We start from the raw sequence: 15,674 nt of genomic DNA on the forward strand, positions 1-15,674 counted from the left end.
GCCTGCGCGGGGGGCGGGGCCCTTGCCCCCCCCCCCCCCCCCCGCGCCGGGCCCGGGCCCCCCCCCCCGGCCCCCGGGGGGGGGCCCCCCCGCCGCCCCCCCCCCCCGGCCCCGCCCCTTCTCCGTGATGTACGGGACCCGGCCCCGCCCGATCTGTCCGACAGTTTCGGAATCAACTGTTCCGGACGGTTCCGCCACCCTTTCTGCCTGGTCGGTCCTCGGTGGCCCGAGAAGGATGAGACGGCAGTTGCACGTACCACCAAGCCATATATATGGAAAGGGTGAAACATGCTTCACCGCATGCTGGCCGCCTCCGCGGCGGCCGTCTGCCTGCTCGGTGTCGGGACGGTGCAGGCCGATGCGGCGACCGCCGCTCCGGTCGCCCAGGCGCAGGCCGACCTTCCGCCGGGCTGCGGCACGGGCCAGGAGTTCGAAGGCTTCCGCCAGCAGATCGTCCGGCGCGCCTACTCCGAGGTCCGTCTGATCTGGAACTACTGCGCCGTGGACAAGAAGGCGACGGGTATGGCCTTCGACATCAACGGCGGCAAGGTGAACGCCGTGTGGATCGACAAGGCCGCCACGGGTCCCAACCCGACCAGCTGGACCGGCCCGTACAACAAGAAGTTCCGTACCACCTTCTCGTTCATCGGCACCGGCGGCGTCGCCTACGGCAGCGACTGGATGCGCACCTGTGCCGACGTGACGACGCCGGCGGGCGCCAAGGTCGTCGAGTGCACCAACTGGTACCAGCCGAGCACGATGTTCACGCCCGTCCCCGACTAGAGGGGCATGTGCACGTAACACCAAGCGATAGAGAGGGAAAGGGTAAAACATGCTTCACCGCATGCTGGCCGCCTCCGCGGCGGCCGTCTGCCTGCTCGGTGTCGGGACGGTGCAGGCCGATGCGGCGACCGCCGCTCCGGTCGCCCAGGCGCAGGCCGACCTTCCGCCGGGCTGCGGCATGGGAGGGGAGTTCGAAGGCTTCCGCCAGCAGATCGTCCGGCGCGCCTACTCCGAGACCCGCCTGATGTGGAACTACTGCAACCAGCCCGTCGGTGCGCTGGGCATTGCGTCGGGCGTCAACGGCGGCAAGGTGACCGCCGCGTGGATCGACAAGGCCGCCACGGGTCCCAACCCGACCAGCTGGACCGGCCCGTACGGCAAGAAGGCTTCCGCCACCTACGGGACCTTCACCGACTACGTCGCCTACGGCAGCGACTGGATGCGCACCTGTGCCGACGTGACGACGCCGGCGGGCGCCAAGGTCGTCGAGTGCACCAACTGGTACCAGCCGAGCACGATGTTCAAGCCCGTCCCCGACTAGAGGTCGCCTGACCGAAGGTCCTGTATGACGGCCGGCCGGATCCTCCGGCCGGCCGTTCGTGTGTCAGGACCAGGCCGCCGTGACCTGTCGGGTGTCGACGGTCATCCCGAGCGGGACCCGCCACGACTCCACGCAGACGGTGTACGTCTGCGTCCGCGCCGCCCCGGCGGCGATCGGTGCGGGAAGGGGCTGGTTGCTGGTGACCGTGCCCCAGTCGGTGCCGAGCAGGCCGATGACGTGGGTCGCGAACGTGACCGTGCCCGAGGTGGCGGGGGAGCCGCCGGTGTTGCGGAAGGTCACGGTGACCCGCTGGCACCAGCGCTTGTCGCCCGCGGCGAGGTCGGGCGTGGAGACGGTGAGCACGGCGGGGCCGGGCGCGGGGGTCGGCGTGGGCGACGACGGGGGCGTGCCGGTGCCGGGCGTCGTGGGGCCCGGTGTCGTGGAGGGGGTACGGGGCGGGGTGCCGCCGCCTCCCCGACCGGGCGCGGTCGTCGGGGCCGTACCGGATCCCGTGCCCGTGTTCGTACGGGAGGACCCGGGGGCTTCGGGGGTCCCGGAGGCCGCCGAGGTCCCCGATGGGCCCGGAGAAGCCCCGTTCCGGCCCGTGGGAGGCGCCCCGGGCAGCCCGGACGGCCCCGGGGACGGGGAGGACGTGCTGGACGTCGTCCCGCTCTCCGAGGGCTCCAGGGGGACCAGGGTGACCACGCCCGAAGGGGCGACCGCGCCCTTCGGGGAGGGGCCGGCGCCGACCGCCGCGTACCCCTCGCCGTCTCCTCCGCCGCCGCACGCGGTCAGCGCCCCGCCGAGGCAGAGCGCCACCGCCACGAGTCCCGGCTTCCTGCGCCACATGCGCCCCAGTCTGGCTGACGTTGCGTCAACAGGCCGGGGTTTTGCGGAAGTCAGTCCGAGATGAGGCCTTCGCGCAGCTGGGCGAGGGTGCGGGTGAGGAGTCGCGAGACGTGCATCTGGGAGATGCCGACCTCCTCGCCGATCTGCGACTGCGTCATGTTCGCGAAGAAGCGGAGCATGATGATCTGCCGCTCCCGGGGCGGGAGTTTGGCGAGCAGCGGCTTGAGCGACTCGCGGTACTCGACGCCTTCGAGGGCCGAGTCCTCGTAGCCGAGCCGGTCCGCGAGCGAACCCTCGCCGCCGTCGTCCTCGGGCGAGGGGGAGTCGAGCGAGGACGCGGTGTACGCGTTGCCGACGGCGAGGCCGTCGACGACGTCCTCCTCCGACACCCCGAGCACGGCGGCGAGTTCGGGCACGGTGGGTGAGCGGTCGAGCTTCTGCGCGAGCTCGTCGCTGGCCTTGGTGAGGGCGAGGCGCAGCTCCTGGAGGCGGCGCGGGACCCGCACCGACCACGAGGTGTCGCGGAAGAAGCGCTTGATCTCGCCGACGACGGTCGGCATCGCGAACGTCGGGAACTCCACGCCCCGTTCGCAGTCGAAGCGGTCGATCGCCTTGATCAGGCCGATGGTGCCGACCTGGACGATGTCCTCCATCGGCTCGTTGCGGGAGCGGAAGCGGGCCGCCGCGTACCGCACGAGCGGGAGGTTGAGCTCGATGAGGGTGTCGCGGACGTAGGTCCGCTCCGGGCTGTCGGCGGCGACGCCCTCGGCGTCGAGGGCGCGCAGCCGCAGGAAGAGGGAGCGCGAGAGGGTGCGGGTGTCGAGGGCGCCGGGGGAGACGACCATCGGCGGGGGCGCGGTCTCGGTGGTCTCAGCGGTGTTCACGGTCTCCGTGCTGTCGGTCGCGGTCGGCGCGGTCGTCTGCGCGGGCACGGGAACGGGCGTGAGCGTGAGCACCTTCGAGCTGCCCAGTTCTGTGGACATGCCACCCCCTTGAGGTCGCGGACGGTCGCGGTGGCCGCGACCATCTGAGGAACGCAGCCTCCACCTGAATACCGGCGGCGGGGCTGCGGCAAACTCGGTTCCAGCAGAATGTCACATGTCGGCAACACGCTGTAGTGACTTGTCGACACGGAGAGCTGACATTTCCGCAGGAAACAAGGGGTGTGGGGCATTTGGGCCGTGTGAGAACTGCTCCGAACCGGTCTACCCGTTCCGGTTACGCCTCGATCCTGTTTGCGGATCTCAAGCGGGCGAAGCTGCGGGCGAGGAGCCTTGACACGTGCATCTGGGAGACGCCGAGCTCCTGGCTGATCTGAGATTGGGTCAGGTTGCTGTAGTAGCGCAGCATCAGGATCCGCTGCTCGCGCTCGGGCAGCTGGACGAGCAGGTGCCGGACGAGGTCGCGGTGCTCGACGCCGGCCAGGGCGGGGTCCTCGTAGCCGAGCCGGTCGAGCAGTCCGGGCAGCCCGTCGCCCTCCTGCGCGGCCTCCAGGGAGGTGGCGTGGTACGAGCGGCCGGCCTCGATGCAGGCGAGCACCTCGTCCTCGCCGATCCGCAGCCGCTCGGCGATCTCCGCGGTCGTGGGGGAGCGGCCGTGGGCGGTCGTCAGGTCCTCGGTGGCGCCGTTCACCTGGACCCAGAGCTCGTGCAGCCGGCGCGGCACGTGCACGGTCCTGACGTTGTCGCGGAAGTACCGCTTGATCTCGCCCACGACGGTGGGCATCGCGAAGGTGGGGAACTGGACGCCCCGGTCGGGGTCGAAGCGGTCGATCGCGTTGATGAGGCCGATGGTGCCGACCTGGACGACGTCCTCCATCGGCTCGTTGCGGGAGCGGAAGCGGGCGGCCGCGTACCGCACGAGGGGCAGGTTGGCCTCGATGAGCGCCCCGCGCACGCGATGGTGCTCGGCGGTGCCCGGCTCCAGGTTCTTGAGCTCCCCGAAGAGCACCTGGGTGAGGGCCCGGGTGTCGGCGCCGCGCGTGCTCTGGGGCCGCGGACGCGGAGCCTCCGGCCCGGCCGCCTCGTGCTGGGGCGGGACCTGAGGTGCTGTACTGGCCGGCACGTTCACGCCACCCCTTTGGCTGGTCTTGCTGGTCGACTGGGCAACTGGGTCAACTACGGTCAACTCATCCGTCAAAAGCGGTCATAGCATCACAAGACATGTCCACTGTGTGCAAGCACCGCATAGTGACGTGTTGAGGGCATGTTGGCGGAAAAAGGGGAGGTCACGCACGGAAAAGGCCCCCCGCCGCGACGGCAGGGGGCCTCGGGGTGACGGAGGACTAGAAGGCGTAGTCCGCGATCACCCAGGTGGCGAACTCGCGCCACTGGGCGACACCGGCCTGGTGCGCGGGGTGGTCCAGGTAGCGCTGGAGCGCGTCCGTGTCCTCGACGGCCGAGTTGATGGCGAAGTCGTACGCGATCGGCCGGTCCGTGATGTTCCAGTCGCACTCCCAGAACCTCAGCTCCGGAATCTGCCCGCCGAGCGCGCGGAACGCCTCGACACCGGCGACCACACGCGGCTCGTCGCGCGAGACGCCGTCGTTGAGCTTGAAGAGGACCAGATGGCGGATCACGGTGGGCTCCTAATTGACGAGCTCGGTCATGAACTGGCCGACACCCTGGGCGGCGCTGGAAATGCCCTCGAACCCTACCTGGACCAGGTCGGCGGCCCGGGCGGGGGAGTTGACGATCGTGTACAGCACAAAGACCACGACCGCGTAGAGCGCGATCTTCTTCGCCTGCGCCATCTGTCCAGCCCTCCCCTGTTCCCCCGCCGTACGACCGCGCCACTCTAACCGAGGCCTTATGGACCAAGGGCCCGGAGATCCGGGCCTTTCGCCGTCCCCCGGAAGGGTGACGGCAGAGCAGTATGGATGTCGAGCCCGGCGGATCTGGCAGGAATCCGCGGGACTCGAAGGAACCGGACCGCACTGCGGGGTCCGCGCCGCGAGCTTCCCCCCTGACCGTGGCGCAGGACTTGTCGGCCGGTTCTCATCGGGGGGAGCGGCTTGTCCCCCCGATGCCGTTCCCCCCGTCCTACGTGAGAAGGCCCCGGCCGCGTGACGAGCGCGGCCGGGGCCTTTCCCGTACGGACCGGAGATACGCCGAAGGGCCCGGCGCTGATGCGCCGGGCCCTTCGATCGAAGCGGTAGCGGAGGGATTTGAACCCTCGGTGAGTTTCCCCACACTCGCTTTCGAGGCGAGCTCCTTCGGCCGCTCGGACACGCTACCGAGAGAGAGCTTAGCCGAAGTTGGCCCTGGCATGAAATCCGTATCGAAGACCAGGTCGGAGCAGGGGTCAGCGGCTGCGGAAGAAGGCCGTCAACTGGGCCGCGCACTCCTCGCCGAGGACGCCCTGGATCACCTCGGGGCGGTGGTTCAGCCGGCGGTCCCGCACGAGGTCCCAGAGCGAACCGGTCGCGCCCGCCTTCTCGTCGAGCGCTCCGAACACCACCCGCTCGACGCGCGACTGGACGAGTGCGCCGGCGCACATCACGCACGGCTCCAGGGTCACGACGAGCGTGCAGCCCGTCAGCCGCCACTCGCCGGTCGCCGCGGCCGCCCGGCGCAGGGCGAGCACCTCGGCGTGCGCGGTGGGGTCGCCGGTGGCCTCCCGCTCGTTGTGCGCGCGGGCGATCACCGTGCCGTCCGGGCCGAGCACGACCGCGCCGACCGGTACGTCACCGGCCGGCGCGGCCGCATCGGCCTCGGCGAGAGCGAGCCGCATGACGTCCCGCCAGGGGTCCCGCACGGGGTCCCCCATGGGTTCCTGTGCCGGCTCCCCCACGGGTTCCCGTACGGAGTCCCCCAGGGGGTCCTGCGCGGAGTCCCGTACGGGATCGCCCGGCGGCTCGGTCGTCGGCTCGGGTGCGGGTACCGCGGCTGCCACTAGCGGACGGCCTCCAGGACCTCGGCCGCACCCAGCGCGTCCGCGATCTCCGAGAGCGCGTCGGTGTCGAGGGCGAGCAGGTCCTCCGCCGACATCCCGAGGTCGGCCAGGATCAGCCGGTCGCCCACCGGGGCGGCAGGGACGGCCTCGGCGGCGACGGAGCCCGCCTCGTCGTCCTCGTCCGTGTCGGCGTCGAGCGGCTCCCCGTCCTCGGTGCCGTCCAGGTCCAGCTCGTCCAGGTCGTCGACCAGGTCGTCCAGGTCGTCGCCGAGGATCTCCCGGGTGAGCATCTCCCCGTACGAGGAACGGGCGGCGGCGGCCCCGTCCGAGACGTAGATGCGAGGGTCTTCCTCACCCTCGATCCGGACGATCCCGAACCACGCGTCCTCCTGCTCGATGAAGACGATCACCGTGTCGTCGTCCGAGGCCTCACGGGCGAGCTCGGCCAGATCCGACAGGGTCTCCACGTCGTCGAGCTCCGTGTCGCTCGCTTCCCACCCGTCTTCGGTGCGCGCGAGCAGTGCGGCGAAGTACACCTGACTCTCTCCCACTGATCAGAGGTGTGACGTTCCGGCGGCGCGAGCCTGATGCCCCGCCCAATCGGCATCGTGACAGAAACGTCGCCGTCAGGAGAGGTCTTCGGCTCTTGCGTCGTGCATCAGTCTGAACGACCCCGCGATCGGGTGGGCGTGCGACCCCGGCGCACGAGGGGGGCGCATGGCCGGTTAGCGCTGTCCCGCTCCCCGTATGGCCTCACCAGCGGAAGGTCCGCATGCGCATGGCCTGGCGCATCCGGGCGGCCCGGGCGCGCCGCGGCTGCACGCGCTCGCGCAGCGCCTTGGCCTCGTTGAGCTCACGGAGGAACTGGGCGCGGCGCCTGCGGCGCTCCGCGTCGGTCTCCGGTGCCGGCGTGCGGGCCGCCCCCTCGGCGGCTTCCCCGGCCGGTTCTTCCAGGTCGGGCATCGGCCACACCACCCCATCGCTGGGTCCCTGTGCCCCCACTCTGCCCCGGCGCCGTGGGTCGACGCCAGTGCTCGGCGGGCTACTGTTGAGTCATGCGTCTCCACGTCGTCGACCACCCCCTGGTCGCCCACAAGCTCACCACCCTGCGCGACAAGCGCACGGACTCCGCGACCTTCCGCCGTCTCGCCGACGAGCTGGTCACCCTGCTCGCCTACGAGGCCACCAGGGACGTGAGGACCGAGCAGGTCGACATCGAGACCCCCGTCACGCCCACGACCGGCGTGAAGCTGTCGCACCCGCGTCCGCTGGTGGTCCCGATCCTGCGCGCCGGGCTCGGCATGCTCGACGGCATGGTCCGGCTGCTCCCGACGGCCGAGGTCGGCTTCCTCGGCATGATCCGCAACGAGGAGACGCTGGAGGCGTCGACCTACGCGACGCGGATGCCGGAGGACCTCTCGGGCCGCCAGGTGTACGTCCTGGACCCGATGCTGGCGACCGGCGGCACGCTGGTCGCGGCGATCCAGGAGCTCATCCGGCGCGGCGCCGACGACGTGACCGCGGTCGTGCTCCTCGCCGCCCCGGAGGGCGTCGAGGTCATGGAGCGCGAGCTCGCGGGCACGCCGGTGACCGTCGTGACGGCCTCGGTCGACGAGCGCCTCAACGAGAACGGCTACATCGTCCCGGGCCTGGGCGACGCGGGCGACCGCATGTACGGCTCCGCCGAATAGGCAACAGCCGGCTCCGCCGAATAGGCAACAGCCGGCTCCGCCGAACAAGCAACAGCCGGGTCCGCGGAGCAGGACCTGACGACAGGACCTAACGGCAGGGCTTCACAGCGGGCGCGGGCTTGGTCAGGGCGACCAGGGCCGCGTCCGCCGTCGTCTTCGGGGACAGCGTCTTGAACGCGGTCCCGATGATCAGGTCCACGTCCGCCGTCGCCCGGGTGTCCGTCTTGGTCGTGGCGCCCGCGAGCTGGGTGCCGAGGACCGGGAGGACGCCCTTGGTGGCGGTGGGCGCGCCGAGCAGCAGGCCGGCGCCGGGGACCTTCTTGTCGTAGGCGGTCGGCGCGTTGCCCACCTTGCCGATCTTGAACCCGCGCTTCTTGAGCTCGTCCGCGGTCGTCTTGGCGAGCCCGCTGCGCGGGGTCGCGTTGTAGACGTTGACCGTGATCTGCGCGGGCTTGGGGAAGGCGGCGGGCGCGGGGGTCGGCTTGGGCGCGGGTTTGCAGTCGGCCTGCTTCCCGGCCGTCGTCTTCGTTCCCCCGTCGCCGGAGAAGACGTCGACGAGCTGGAGCGTTCCCCAGCCGGCCGCGCCGAGCACGACCACGGCGGCGGCGGACGCGAGGACGATCCTGCGCCGGCGGTGGGGGCGGCGCATGCGGGGGTAGACATCCCCCGTGATGCGGTACTTTCCGCCCATGCCGGGGGGAGTGAGCATGCTCATGAACGCAGCGTAATGCCGCCCGTCGGCGATGCCTACTTGATGATCATGTGATCGCGTCCGGATGGGGGCGAACTGACCCCGAAAGGCTCAGCCGGCCAGGGAGCTCGACGGCTCAGTCGAGTTCCAGGACGCGGGCGTGCAGCACCTGGCGCTGCTGGAGTGCCGCGCGGACGGCGCGGTGCAGTCCGTCCTCGAGGTAGAGGTCGCCCTGCCACTTCACGACGTGCGCGAAGAGGTCGCCGTAGAAGGTGGAGTCCTCGGCGAGCAGGGTCTCCAGGTCCAGCTGGCCCTTGGTGGTCACCAGCTGGTCGAGGCGGACCGGGCGCGGGGCGACGTCCGCCCACTGCCGGGTGCTTTCCCGGCCGTGGTCGGGATACGGCTTTCCGTTTCCGATGCGCTTGAAGATCACACGGAAAGCCTACCGGGCGAGCGGTCCCCGGCGCAGCCACGCGCGGGCAGTGGGATGCTGGTGCGAACCGTGACAAACCGGAATTGGGGTGCCGTCATGAGCGTCAGCGAGCAGCCGCCGGAGGCCGAAGCGACCGGGACGGCCCCCACCTCCCTGGCGGGGCCCGCCGCCGAGATCGCCGCCGGGTACGCCTTCGACGGACCCGCACTCGAACTGGGGGCCCTGCTCTGGGACGGCGTCTGTCACCCGGACGCGCGCATCCGCATCCCGCTGCCCGTGCTCAACCGGCACGGTCTGGTCGCCGGCGCGACCGGCACCGGCAAGACGAAGACGCTCCAGCTGATCGCCGAGCAGCTCTCGGCGAACGGCGTGCCCGTCTTCCTCGCCGACATCAAGGGCGACGTCTCCGGGGTCTCGGCCCCCGGCCAGGACGGCGCGAGGGTCCGGGAGCGTGCCGGGGAGGTGGGCCAGGACTGGCAGGCCCGCGGCTTCCCCTGCGAGTTCTACGGGCTCGGCGGCACCGGCCCCGGCATCCCGGTCCGCGCGACGGTCACCGGCTTCGGCCCCGTGCTGCTCTCCAAGGTGCTCCAGCTCAACCAGACGCAGGAGCAGTCGCTCGGCCTGATCTTCCACTACGCCGACTCCAAGGGCCTGGAGCTCGTCGACCTCAAGGACCTGCGGGCGGTGGTGGCCTTCCTGGTCTCGGACACGGGGAAGGCCGAGCTCAAGGGGATCGGCGGCCTGTCGACGGTGACGGCCGGGGTGATCCTGCGGTCGATCACGGCCTTCGAGCAGCAGGGCGCGGGGGGCTTCTTCGGGGAGCCGGAGTTCGACACGGCCGAGCTGCTGCGGACGGCGCCGGACGGGCGGGGGATCGTCTCGGTGCTGGAGCTGCCGGCGGTGCAGGACAAGCCGCAGCTGTTCTCGACGTTCCTGATGTGGATGCTGGCGGACCTGTTCGGCGACCTCCCGGAGGTCGGCGACCTGGAGAAGCCGAAGCTGGTGTTCTTCTTCGACGAGGCGCATCTGCTGTTCAGCGGGGCCTCGAAGGCGTTCCTGGAGTCGATCACGCAGACCGTGCGGTTGATCCGCTCGAAGGGCGTCGGGGTGTTCTTCGTGACGCAGACCCCGAAGGACGTCCCCTCGGACGTGCTCGCGCAGCTCGGCAACCGGGTGCAGCACGCGCTGCGCGCGTTCACCCCGGACGACGCGAAGGCCCTGAAGGCGACGGTGCGGACCTTCCCGAACTCGCCGTACGACCTGGAGGAGGTGCTGACCGGTCTCGGTACGGGCGAGGCGGTGATCACCGTACTGAGCGAGAAGGGCGCCCCGACCCCGGTGGCGGCGACCCGGCTGCGGGCCCCCGAGTCGCTGATGGGCCCGGTGGACGCGGCGGCCCTGGACGCGGCGGTGAAGGCCTCCCCGCTGTACGGGCGGTACGCGGAGGCCGTGGACCGGGAGTCGGCGTACGAGAAGCTGACCGCCGAGCAGCGGGCGGCGGAGGAGGCGGCGCTGGAGGCAGCGGCCGCCGAGGAGACGAGGGCCCCTCGGAAGAAGCAGAAGGAGGAGCCCTCGCTCGCCGAACAGGTGGTGGGCAGCGGGATCTTCAAGACCCTGGCCCGGTCGGTCGGCACCCAGCTGGGCCGGGAGATCAGCCGCTCACTGTTCGGGACGGCCCGCCGGAGGCGGTAGCTACTGCGTCACCTCGTCGTGGTCGCCGTGCAGGCCGCCGCCGCTGCCCGCGTCGCCCGTGGTCGGGGTGGAGACGACCGGCTTGCGCAGGGAGGAGATGTCGTGGGCGTAGGTGCCCACGGCGTTGGCGATGACGTCGATGTTGGCGTCGAAGGCCGTCATGTCGATGTTGTCGAGGTCGTCGCCCTCGGCGTGGTAGTTCACGTCGTAGGCGACGCCCGCCGTGCCGCCGAACTTGGCCGCCTGGGCGGGTGTCTTGATGCCCTCGGCGCCGGTGAAGGTGCCGCCGGCGGGGATGCCGACCTTGATGAAGGGGCCGTAGTCGGAGCGGCCGGTGAAGTCGGTGCCCTCGTGCGGGACTCCGCGCCGGTCCATGAAGTCGGTGATGTCGCGCTCCAGTTGGGCGGAGCCCTCGGGGCCCGCGTCGGCGCCGACGCCGTCCGAGTTGTCGCCGTCGTACACGAACAGGCCGTAGTTCGGCGAGGCGATCATGTCGAAGTTGAGATAGAGCTTGATCTCCTTCCGGCCGAGGTCCGAGAGGGTGTTGACGTAGTGCTCGGAGCCGAGGAGACCGACCTCCTCCGCCGACCACCAGGCGAAGCGGACCTTGTTGCGGACCTTGTCCTTGGACTTGGCGAGTTCCAGGGCGGTCTGCAGGAGGCCGGCGGAACCGGAGCCGTTGTCGTTGATGCCGGGGCCCGCGGTGACGGAGTCGAGGTGGGAGCCGAGCACCACGGTGTTGGCGGCGTTGCCGCCCCTGGTCTCCGCGATGACGTTGTTGGTGGTGCGCTTCTCCTGGAGCTGGCGGATCTCGAAGGAGAGCGAGACCGGGCCCTTGGCGAGGTCGGCGGCGAGCTGCGTGCCCTCGGCCAGGCTGATGCCGCCGGTGGGGATCCGCCCGGATTCGGGGGCGCCGAGGGTGCCGGAGAGGGCGCCGTCGACGTTGTTGTAGACGATCGCGCCGGCGGCGCCGGCCGCGGCGGCGTTCTGCTGCTTGATCGCGAAGGAGCAGACGCCGCGCTTGATCAGCGCGATCTTCCCGGTGAAGGCGCCGGAGGCGAAGTCGCCCGGCTCGCAGCCGGTGGAGCCGTCGGCGTCGACGGGCACGGCCGCGAGCTCGGCGGTGATGCCGCCGACGGGGGTGGACTTCGTGTACGTCATCGCCTTGATGCCGAGCGTCCGGGGCGCGGGTGCGAGGACGGAGGCCTTCTCTTCGAGCGTCTGGGTGTAGATGAAGTCGAACTGCTGGTACCGGACGTCGTATCCGGCCTTCTTGAGCTGCGTGTACACATAGGCGGCCGAGGCGTCGTGGCCGAGGGTGCCGGCGGCGCGGTTCCCGCCGGCGGAGTCGGCTATCGCCTGGAACTTCTGCAGGTGCCTGTAGGCGTCCTGGGCGGTGGTCTCGCGGACCAGCTTCTTCGCCAGCCGGGCGGCATCGCGGGCGGGTGCGGCCGTGGGGTCCTGGCCCGCGGTGGCGGGGGAGGCGAGGACCAGGGGGGTGGCGAGGGCGGCTGCGGCGAGGATGGCCGCGGCTCGGCGCTGGGATGCGTTCACAGAGGTCCCTTCCCGGTACGGACGAGGTTGAGGGGAAGTTAGCGATATCGGGGGCATGCTGTGAACAGATCTGTCGCAATTCCTGTCAGGTCGCACAGGAATGCAATGTGGAATTATCAATTCCCGCTCTGTCAGGCGTCTTTCGCGCCCTGGTCGCCTTGGTGGCGGCCTTCGTCTCCCGCTTGTGCGCCCGCACCTCCGTGAAGCGGTGCGCGGGTGCGTCAGCCCTTCGCGAAGCGGTCGAGGGCCGTCAGGATCAGCCTCCCGGTCTCCTCGCCGCCCAGGTGCCCCCGGCCCTCGACCACGTGCAGCTCGGCGTCCGGCCAGGCGCGGGCCAGCTCCCAGGCGGTGGTGAGCGGCCCGCCCATGTCGAGCCGGCCGTGGATCAGGACCCCGGGGATGCCGGCGAGCCGGTGCGCGTCGCGGATCAGCGCACCCTCCTCCAGCCAGGCGCCGTGCGCGAAGTAGTGCGAGCAGATCCGGACGAAGCCGAGCCGGGTGTCGTCGACCCGGTCGGTGTACGGGGTGCCCATGCCCTCCGGCGCGAGGACCGCGTCCTCCCAGGCGCACCAGTCGGCCGCCGCCTTCTCCCGTGCGGCACGGTCGGGGTGGTTCATGAGGGCCGCGTACGCCCCGACCAGGTCGTCCGCGTGGCCCGCGCCCGCCCGGAAGCGCTCGTGGGCCTCCGGGAAGAAGCGGCCGACGCCCTCGTACAGCCAGGCGGTCTCGGAGCGGCGGGTGGTCGTGACGGCGGCGATCACGATCTCCGACACGCGCTCGGGGTACGCCTCCGCGTACGCCAGGATCAGCGTGGAGCCCCAGGAGCCGCCGTACAGCAGCCACTTGTCGATCCCGAGGTGCTCCCGCAGCCGCTCCATGTCGGCCACCAGGTGCGCGGTGGTGTTCACGGACAGGTCGGCGGCCGGGTCGCTCGCGTGCGGGGTGGAGCGCCCGCAGCCCCGCTGGTCGAAGAGGACGAGCCGGTACGCCTCCGGGTCGAAGTACCGGCGGCTGCGCGGGGAGGATCCGGAGCCCGGCCCGCCGTGCACCACGAGCGCGGGCTTGCCGTCCGGGTTTCCGGAGACCTCCCAGTGGACGAGATTGCCGTCGCCCACGTCGAGCAGGCCCTGGTCGTACGGTGCGGTCTCGGGATGCATCCGGCCGACGCTACCGTGCTGGGGTGCCACGGGTCGCGGTGTTTTCCCGCCCTCTACGGCCTCGTGTTCGCCCGCACCCGCACGGCGGGGTCCTCGCACCATTCCAGGAGCGAGGGCCACTCCCCGTACCCCGAGTCGGGGTTGAGGTGCTCGCCGGCCGGTACGAGGTCCAGGTCGAGGCCGAGGGGGATGCCGTAGTGCAGGTCGGCGCCCTCGGGACAGTACGGGTCCCCGTCCCCGTACACGAGCCGTGCCTTGAGCCCCGCCTCCGTGAGGTCGAGGCCGTCGGCGAAGGCGGCGATCTCGGGGATCGAGGCGGTGACCTGCGGGGAGGGCGGGGAGACCAGGAGGACCCGGTCGGCGTCCGGCCGCCGGTCCCCGGCGTGCAGCCAGAGCAGCACCGACAGGCTGTGCGCGAGGACCACGAACTCGCCCTCGGCGGGGCGCCGCCCGTGCTCCTCCAGGGCGTCGAGCCACTCGCCGAGGACGGGCGCGTCGGGCGAGGGCAGCTGGGGGTAGCGGACCTCGTGGCCGCGCTCGCGCAGCTGCCCGGCGAGCCAGTGCTGCCAGTGGGCGGGCGGGCGGTGGTTCTGGAAGCCGTGCAGGATCAGATACGTGGTCATGGCAGGATCCTGCGACGGCGAGGGCCGCCGGTCCACCACCGTCCACGGAGCGGTCCAGGGCCCGTCTTTCGGATCATGCCGGGCTCGCGGGGCCTGGCACGCGCGCTCGCCGCGTCGTCGTCGGTCGGCAACTCCCCCGTAGCCCTTCGGGCACGGGAGGTGCCCCCGCCGCGTCGACTCCCTCCTCCGCCTTGCGATCGCGCTCGGCATCCGAAGGATGGATCAGGGAGCCGAGACGGAGCGATCGAAGCGAGTGCAGTGTGCCGGGCCCCGCTCCCTGATCCGGCCTGATCCGAAAGACAGGCCCTAACCCCGCAGGGTCAGCAGCTCCTTCACGCCCGCCTTGAGCCGGGCGGCCGACAGTTCCTGCTCGACCGTCAGGTGGTGCATGACGTCGGGCGAGAACGGCGCGAGCGCGAGGTGCGCGAGGAGGGTGCTGTCGCTGCCCGGCCTGAGCTGCCCGATGAGCAGGGCCATGTGCGTGTGCATCACCCGGTAGGCGCCGCTGTGGTAGCGGGCGCGGGGCGCGGCGGAGTGCGCCGCGAGCAGCAGGGCGCGCTGGGCGCCGACACGGTCGACGAGCGCGTCGAGGAAGGCGTCGAGCCGTTCGGCGGCGGGGGCGCCGGGGCCCAGCGGGGGAGGGCCGCTCATGTACGCCTCCTGGAACTGGCGCTCGCGGTCGTCGAGGAGCGCCCAGAGCAGCTGGGAGACGTCGCCGAAGCGGCGGTAGACGGTGCCGACGCCGATGCCGCTGGCGTGGGCGACCTGGTTCATGGTGACGGCGTCGGGGCCGTCCTCGGCGACGATCCGGGCGGCCGCGTCGAGGATCCTGCGCCGGTTGCGGGCCGCGTCGGCGCGCTCGGGGGCGGGCTCGTCGAGGGTGGGGAGCAGGCTGAGTACCGGCACCGCCGCCCTGTCTCCGGCCTGCGGGTTCTCCGTGCTCATCTGCCGACTCCTGTCCCTGAGCCCCGTTCCCCCGCGGTTCGTCTGCTGTCGCTTCCTGTAGTGAGCATACCCGTTCCCCTTGCGAACCGGATAGTGATCCGCTTAGGCTCGATGCAGCAAGGAAGCGGAAAGCATTCCGTTTCGCTCGGAAGTCTGGCACGTTCGGCAAGTTCGGCTGAGGAGAGTCCGCCATGTCCGTCAAGGTCGCCGTCATCTACTACTCGGCCACGGGTAGCGTCCACCAGCTCGCCCAGGCCGTCGCCGAGGGCGCCGAGAAGGCCGGTGCCGAGGTCCGCCTGCGCCGGGTGCCCGAGCTCGCCCCCGACGCCGCCATCGACGCGAACCCGGCCTGGCGCGCCCACGTGGACGCCACCGGCGACGTGGAGGTCGCGACCCTGGAGGACCTGGAGTGGGCGGACGCGTACGCGCTCGGCTCCCCGACCCGCTTCGGCAACGTGTCCGCGCAGCTGAAGCAGTACGTCGACACGACGGGCGGCCTCTGGCAGCGCGGCGTCATGGCGGACAAGCCCGCGACCGCCTTCACCAGCGCGCACAACGTCCACGGCGGCAACGAGTCGACGCTGCTCGCGCTCTACAACACCTTCCACCACTGGGGCTCGGTCATCGTCTCGCCCGGCTTCACCGACCCGGCGGTCTACGCGGCCGGCGGCAACCCCTACGGCACCGCGCACCCGGGTGCCAACGGCGCCCCGGCGGAGGAGGTCCTCGCGGCCGCCCGCTACCAGGGTCAGCGCCTGACCCGTATCGCCAAGCGCCTGAAGGGCCTGGCGGACGACTGACGGCCGGATGCGGAAGTACCC

General features: G+C 71.4%; 19 protein-coding genes and 1 tRNA gene. 5 read left to right on the forward strand and 15 right to left on the reverse strand.

The window, feature by feature from the left end; translation table 11 throughout:
- Positions 1–288 precede the first annotated feature (288 nt).
- Entirely contained in the window at positions 289–783 is a 495-nt protein-coding gene (locus ACFYX3_RS16965; RefSeq protein ID WP_389013736.1) for a hypothetical protein, read from the forward strand.
- Between the two features lie 49 nt (positions 784–832).
- Positions 833–1,324 (forward strand): hypothetical protein, encoded by a 492-nt coding sequence (locus ACFYX3_RS16970; protein ID WP_389013739.1) that lies wholly within the window; start codon positions 833–835, stop codon positions 1,322–1,324.
- A 63-nt stretch (positions 1,325–1,387) separates the two neighbouring features.
- Here the strand turns inward: ACFYX3_RS16970 and ACFYX3_RS16975 are convergent, their stop codons facing one another.
- The 9 genes from ACFYX3_RS16975 to ACFYX3_RS17015 form a co-directional block, all read right to left on the reverse strand.
- Positions 1,388–2,173, reverse strand: a complete 786-nt coding sequence (locus ACFYX3_RS16975) for a hypothetical protein (protein ID WP_389013742.1) — start codon at positions 2,171–2,173, stop codon at positions 1,388–1,390.
- Between the two features lie 50 nt (positions 2,174–2,223).
- Positions 2,224–3,156 carry an RNA polymerase sigma factor SigF gene (locus tag ACFYX3_RS16980; RefSeq protein ID WP_389013745.1) on the reverse strand — a complete coding sequence of 311 codons (933 nt, stop codon included), beginning with the start codon at positions 3,154–3,156 and terminating at the stop codon, positions 2,224–2,226.
- A 235-nt stretch (positions 3,157–3,391) separates the two neighbouring features.
- Positions 3,392–4,237 carry an RNA polymerase sigma factor SigF gene (locus ACFYX3_RS16985; protein WP_359512652.1) on the reverse strand — a complete coding sequence of 282 codons (846 nt, stop codon included), beginning with the start codon at positions 4,235–4,237 and terminating at the stop codon, positions 3,392–3,394.
- A 220-nt stretch (positions 4,238–4,457) separates the two neighbouring features.
- The gene (locus tag ACFYX3_RS16990) at positions 4,458–4,751 is read right to left on the reverse strand and encodes a Dabb family protein (RefSeq protein ID WP_056564863.1); all 294 of its coding nucleotides are present in this window, start codon (positions 4,749–4,751) and stop codon (positions 4,458–4,460) included.
- A gap of 9 nt (positions 4,752–4,760) precedes the next feature.
- On the reverse strand, positions 4,761–4,925 hold the full coding sequence (locus ACFYX3_RS16995; RefSeq protein ID WP_181924568.1) for a hypothetical protein: 165 nt from the start codon (positions 4,923–4,925) through the stop codon (positions 4,761–4,763).
- 399 nt (positions 4,926–5,324) lie between these two features.
- Positions 5,325–5,409, reverse strand: a tRNA-Ser gene (locus tag ACFYX3_RS17000).
- A gap of 67 nt (positions 5,410–5,476) precedes the next feature.
- On the reverse strand, positions 5,477–5,941 hold the full coding sequence (tadA, locus tag ACFYX3_RS17005) for a tRNA adenosine(34) deaminase TadA (RefSeq protein ID WP_389013942.1): 465 nt from the start codon (positions 5,939–5,941) through the stop codon (positions 5,477–5,479).
- A gap of 125 nt (positions 5,942–6,066) precedes the next feature.
- Positions 6,067–6,603 (reverse strand): hypothetical protein, encoded by a 537-nt coding sequence (locus tag ACFYX3_RS17010; RefSeq protein ID WP_376593052.1) that lies wholly within the window; start codon positions 6,601–6,603, stop codon positions 6,067–6,069.
- Positions 6,604–6,820: 217 nt separating this feature from the next.
- Entirely contained in the window at positions 6,821–7,030 is a 210-nt protein-coding gene (locus ACFYX3_RS17015) for a hypothetical protein (RefSeq protein WP_389013750.1), read from the reverse strand.
- A gap of 92 nt (positions 7,031–7,122) precedes the next feature.
- On the opposite strand from ACFYX3_RS17015, the gene upp reads away from it, so the two are divergent.
- Complete coding sequence (gene upp / locus ACFYX3_RS17020) at positions 7,123–7,758, forward strand: uracil phosphoribosyltransferase (protein WP_352025374.1); 636 nt, start codon at positions 7,123–7,125, stop codon at positions 7,756–7,758.
- 88 nt (positions 7,759–7,846) lie between these two features.
- Here upp and ACFYX3_RS17025 read toward each other — a convergent pair whose 3' ends face one another.
- Together ACFYX3_RS17025 and ACFYX3_RS17030 are read right to left on the reverse strand one after the other, a co-directional pair.
- A complete protein-coding gene (locus ACFYX3_RS17025; RefSeq protein ID WP_389013753.1) occupies positions 7,847–8,473 on the reverse strand; it encodes a LytR C-terminal domain-containing protein in 627 nt (208 codons plus the stop codon).
- Between the two features lie 112 nt (positions 8,474–8,585).
- Positions 8,586–8,882 carry a type II toxin-antitoxin system VapB family antitoxin gene (locus tag ACFYX3_RS17030; protein WP_030209440.1) on the reverse strand — a complete coding sequence of 99 codons (297 nt, stop codon included), beginning with the start codon at positions 8,880–8,882 and terminating at the stop codon, positions 8,586–8,588.
- A 96-nt stretch (positions 8,883–8,978) separates the two neighbouring features.
- Between ACFYX3_RS17030 and ACFYX3_RS17035 the strand changes: the two genes are divergently transcribed.
- On the forward strand, positions 8,979–10,574 hold the full coding sequence (locus ACFYX3_RS17035; RefSeq protein WP_389013756.1) for a helicase HerA-like domain-containing protein: 1,596 nt from the start codon (positions 8,979–8,981) through the stop codon (positions 10,572–10,574).
- On the opposite strand, the gene ACFYX3_RS17040 is transcribed toward ACFYX3_RS17035, so the two are convergent.
- The 4 genes from ACFYX3_RS17040 to ACFYX3_RS17055 all read right to left on the reverse strand — a co-directional run bounded on the left by ACFYX3_RS17040 (position 10,575) and on the right by ACFYX3_RS17055 (position 14,853).
- Positions 10,575–12,128 (reverse strand): M28 family metallopeptidase, encoded by a 1,554-nt coding sequence (locus ACFYX3_RS17040; RefSeq protein WP_389013759.1) that lies wholly within the window; start codon positions 12,126–12,128, stop codon positions 10,575–10,577.
- Positions 12,129–12,349: 221 nt separating this feature from the next.
- Complete coding sequence (pip, locus tag ACFYX3_RS17045; RefSeq protein ID WP_389013762.1) at positions 12,350–13,285, reverse strand: prolyl aminopeptidase; 936 nt, start codon at positions 13,283–13,285, stop codon at positions 12,350–12,352.
- 53 nt (positions 13,286–13,338) lie between these two features.
- Positions 13,339–13,908, reverse strand: coding sequence for an RBBP9/YdeN family alpha/beta hydrolase (locus ACFYX3_RS17050; RefSeq protein WP_389013765.1), 570 nt, complete (start codon positions 13,906–13,908; stop codon positions 13,339–13,341).
- Positions 13,909–14,214: 306 nt separating this feature from the next.
- Positions 14,215–14,853 carry a TetR/AcrR family transcriptional regulator gene (locus ACFYX3_RS17055; protein WP_184931186.1) on the reverse strand — a complete coding sequence of 213 codons (639 nt, stop codon included), beginning with the start codon at positions 14,851–14,853 and terminating at the stop codon, positions 14,215–14,217.
- 191 nt (positions 14,854–15,044) lie between these two features.
- Between ACFYX3_RS17055 and wrbA the strand changes: the two genes are divergently transcribed.
- Positions 15,045–15,653 (forward strand): NAD(P)H:quinone oxidoreductase, encoded by a 609-nt coding sequence (gene wrbA / locus ACFYX3_RS17060; protein WP_389013769.1) that lies wholly within the window; start codon positions 15,045–15,047, stop codon positions 15,651–15,653.
- The last annotated feature ends 21 nt before the right edge of the window (positions 15,654–15,674 follow it).

The sequence above is a fragment of the Streptomyces sp. NPDC002463 genome (assembly GCF_042889835.1).
Taxonomy (GTDB): domain Bacteria; phylum Actinomycetota; class Actinomycetes; order Streptomycetales; family Streptomycetaceae; genus Streptomyces; species Streptomyces nymphaeiformis.

Excerpts from the sequence above, each read along its gene's own strand:
- ACFYX3_RS16975 (WP_389013742.1), bottom strand. The coding sequence starts at position 2,173 with ATGTGGCGCAGGAAGCCGGGACTCGTGGCGGTGGCGCTCTGCCTCGGC.
- ACFYX3_RS16980 (WP_389013745.1), bottom strand. The coding sequence starts at position 3,156 with ATGTCCACAGAACTGGGCAGCTCGAAGGTGCTCACGCTCACGCCCGTT.
- ACFYX3_RS17025 (WP_389013753.1), bottom strand. The coding sequence starts at position 8,473 with ATGAGCATGCTCACTCCCCCCGGCATGGGCGGAAAGTACCGCATCACG.
- ACFYX3_RS17050 (WP_389013765.1), bottom strand. The coding sequence starts at position 13,908 with ATGACCACGTATCTGATCCTGCACGGCTTCCAGAACCACCGCCCGCCC.
- ACFYX3_RS16995 (WP_181924568.1), bottom strand. The coding sequence starts at position 4,925 with ATGGCGCAGGCGAAGAAGATCGCGCTCTACGCGGTCGTGGTCTTTGTG.
- pip (WP_389013762.1), bottom strand. The coding sequence starts at position 13,285 with ATGCATCCCGAGACCGCACCGTACGACCAGGGCCTGCTCGACGTGGGC.
- ACFYX3_RS17035 (WP_389013756.1), top strand. The coding sequence starts at position 8,979 with ATGAGCGTCAGCGAGCAGCCGCCGGAGGCCGAAGCGACCGGGACGGCC.
- ACFYX3_RS17015 (WP_389013750.1), bottom strand. The coding sequence starts at position 7,030 with ATGCCCGACCTGGAAGAACCGGCCGGGGAAGCCGCCGAGGGGGCGGCC.
- ACFYX3_RS16970 (WP_389013739.1), top strand. The coding sequence starts at position 833 with ATGCTTCACCGCATGCTGGCCGCCTCCGCGGCGGCCGTCTGCCTGCTC.
- wrbA (WP_389013769.1), top strand. The coding sequence starts at position 15,045 with ATGTCCGTCAAGGTCGCCGTCATCTACTACTCGGCCACGGGTAGCGTC.
- ACFYX3_RS16965 (WP_389013736.1), top strand. The coding sequence starts at position 289 with ATGCTTCACCGCATGCTGGCCGCCTCCGCGGCGGCCGTCTGCCTGCTC.
- ACFYX3_RS17055 (WP_184931186.1), bottom strand. The coding sequence starts at position 14,853 with ATGAGCACGGAGAACCCGCAGGCCGGAGACAGGGCGGCGGTGCCGGTA.
- tadA (WP_389013942.1), bottom strand. The coding sequence starts at position 5,941 with ATGGGGGACCCCGTGCGGGACCCCTGGCGGGACGTCATGCGGCTCGCT.
- upp (WP_352025374.1), top strand. The coding sequence starts at position 7,123 with ATGCGTCTCCACGTCGTCGACCACCCCCTGGTCGCCCACAAGCTCACC.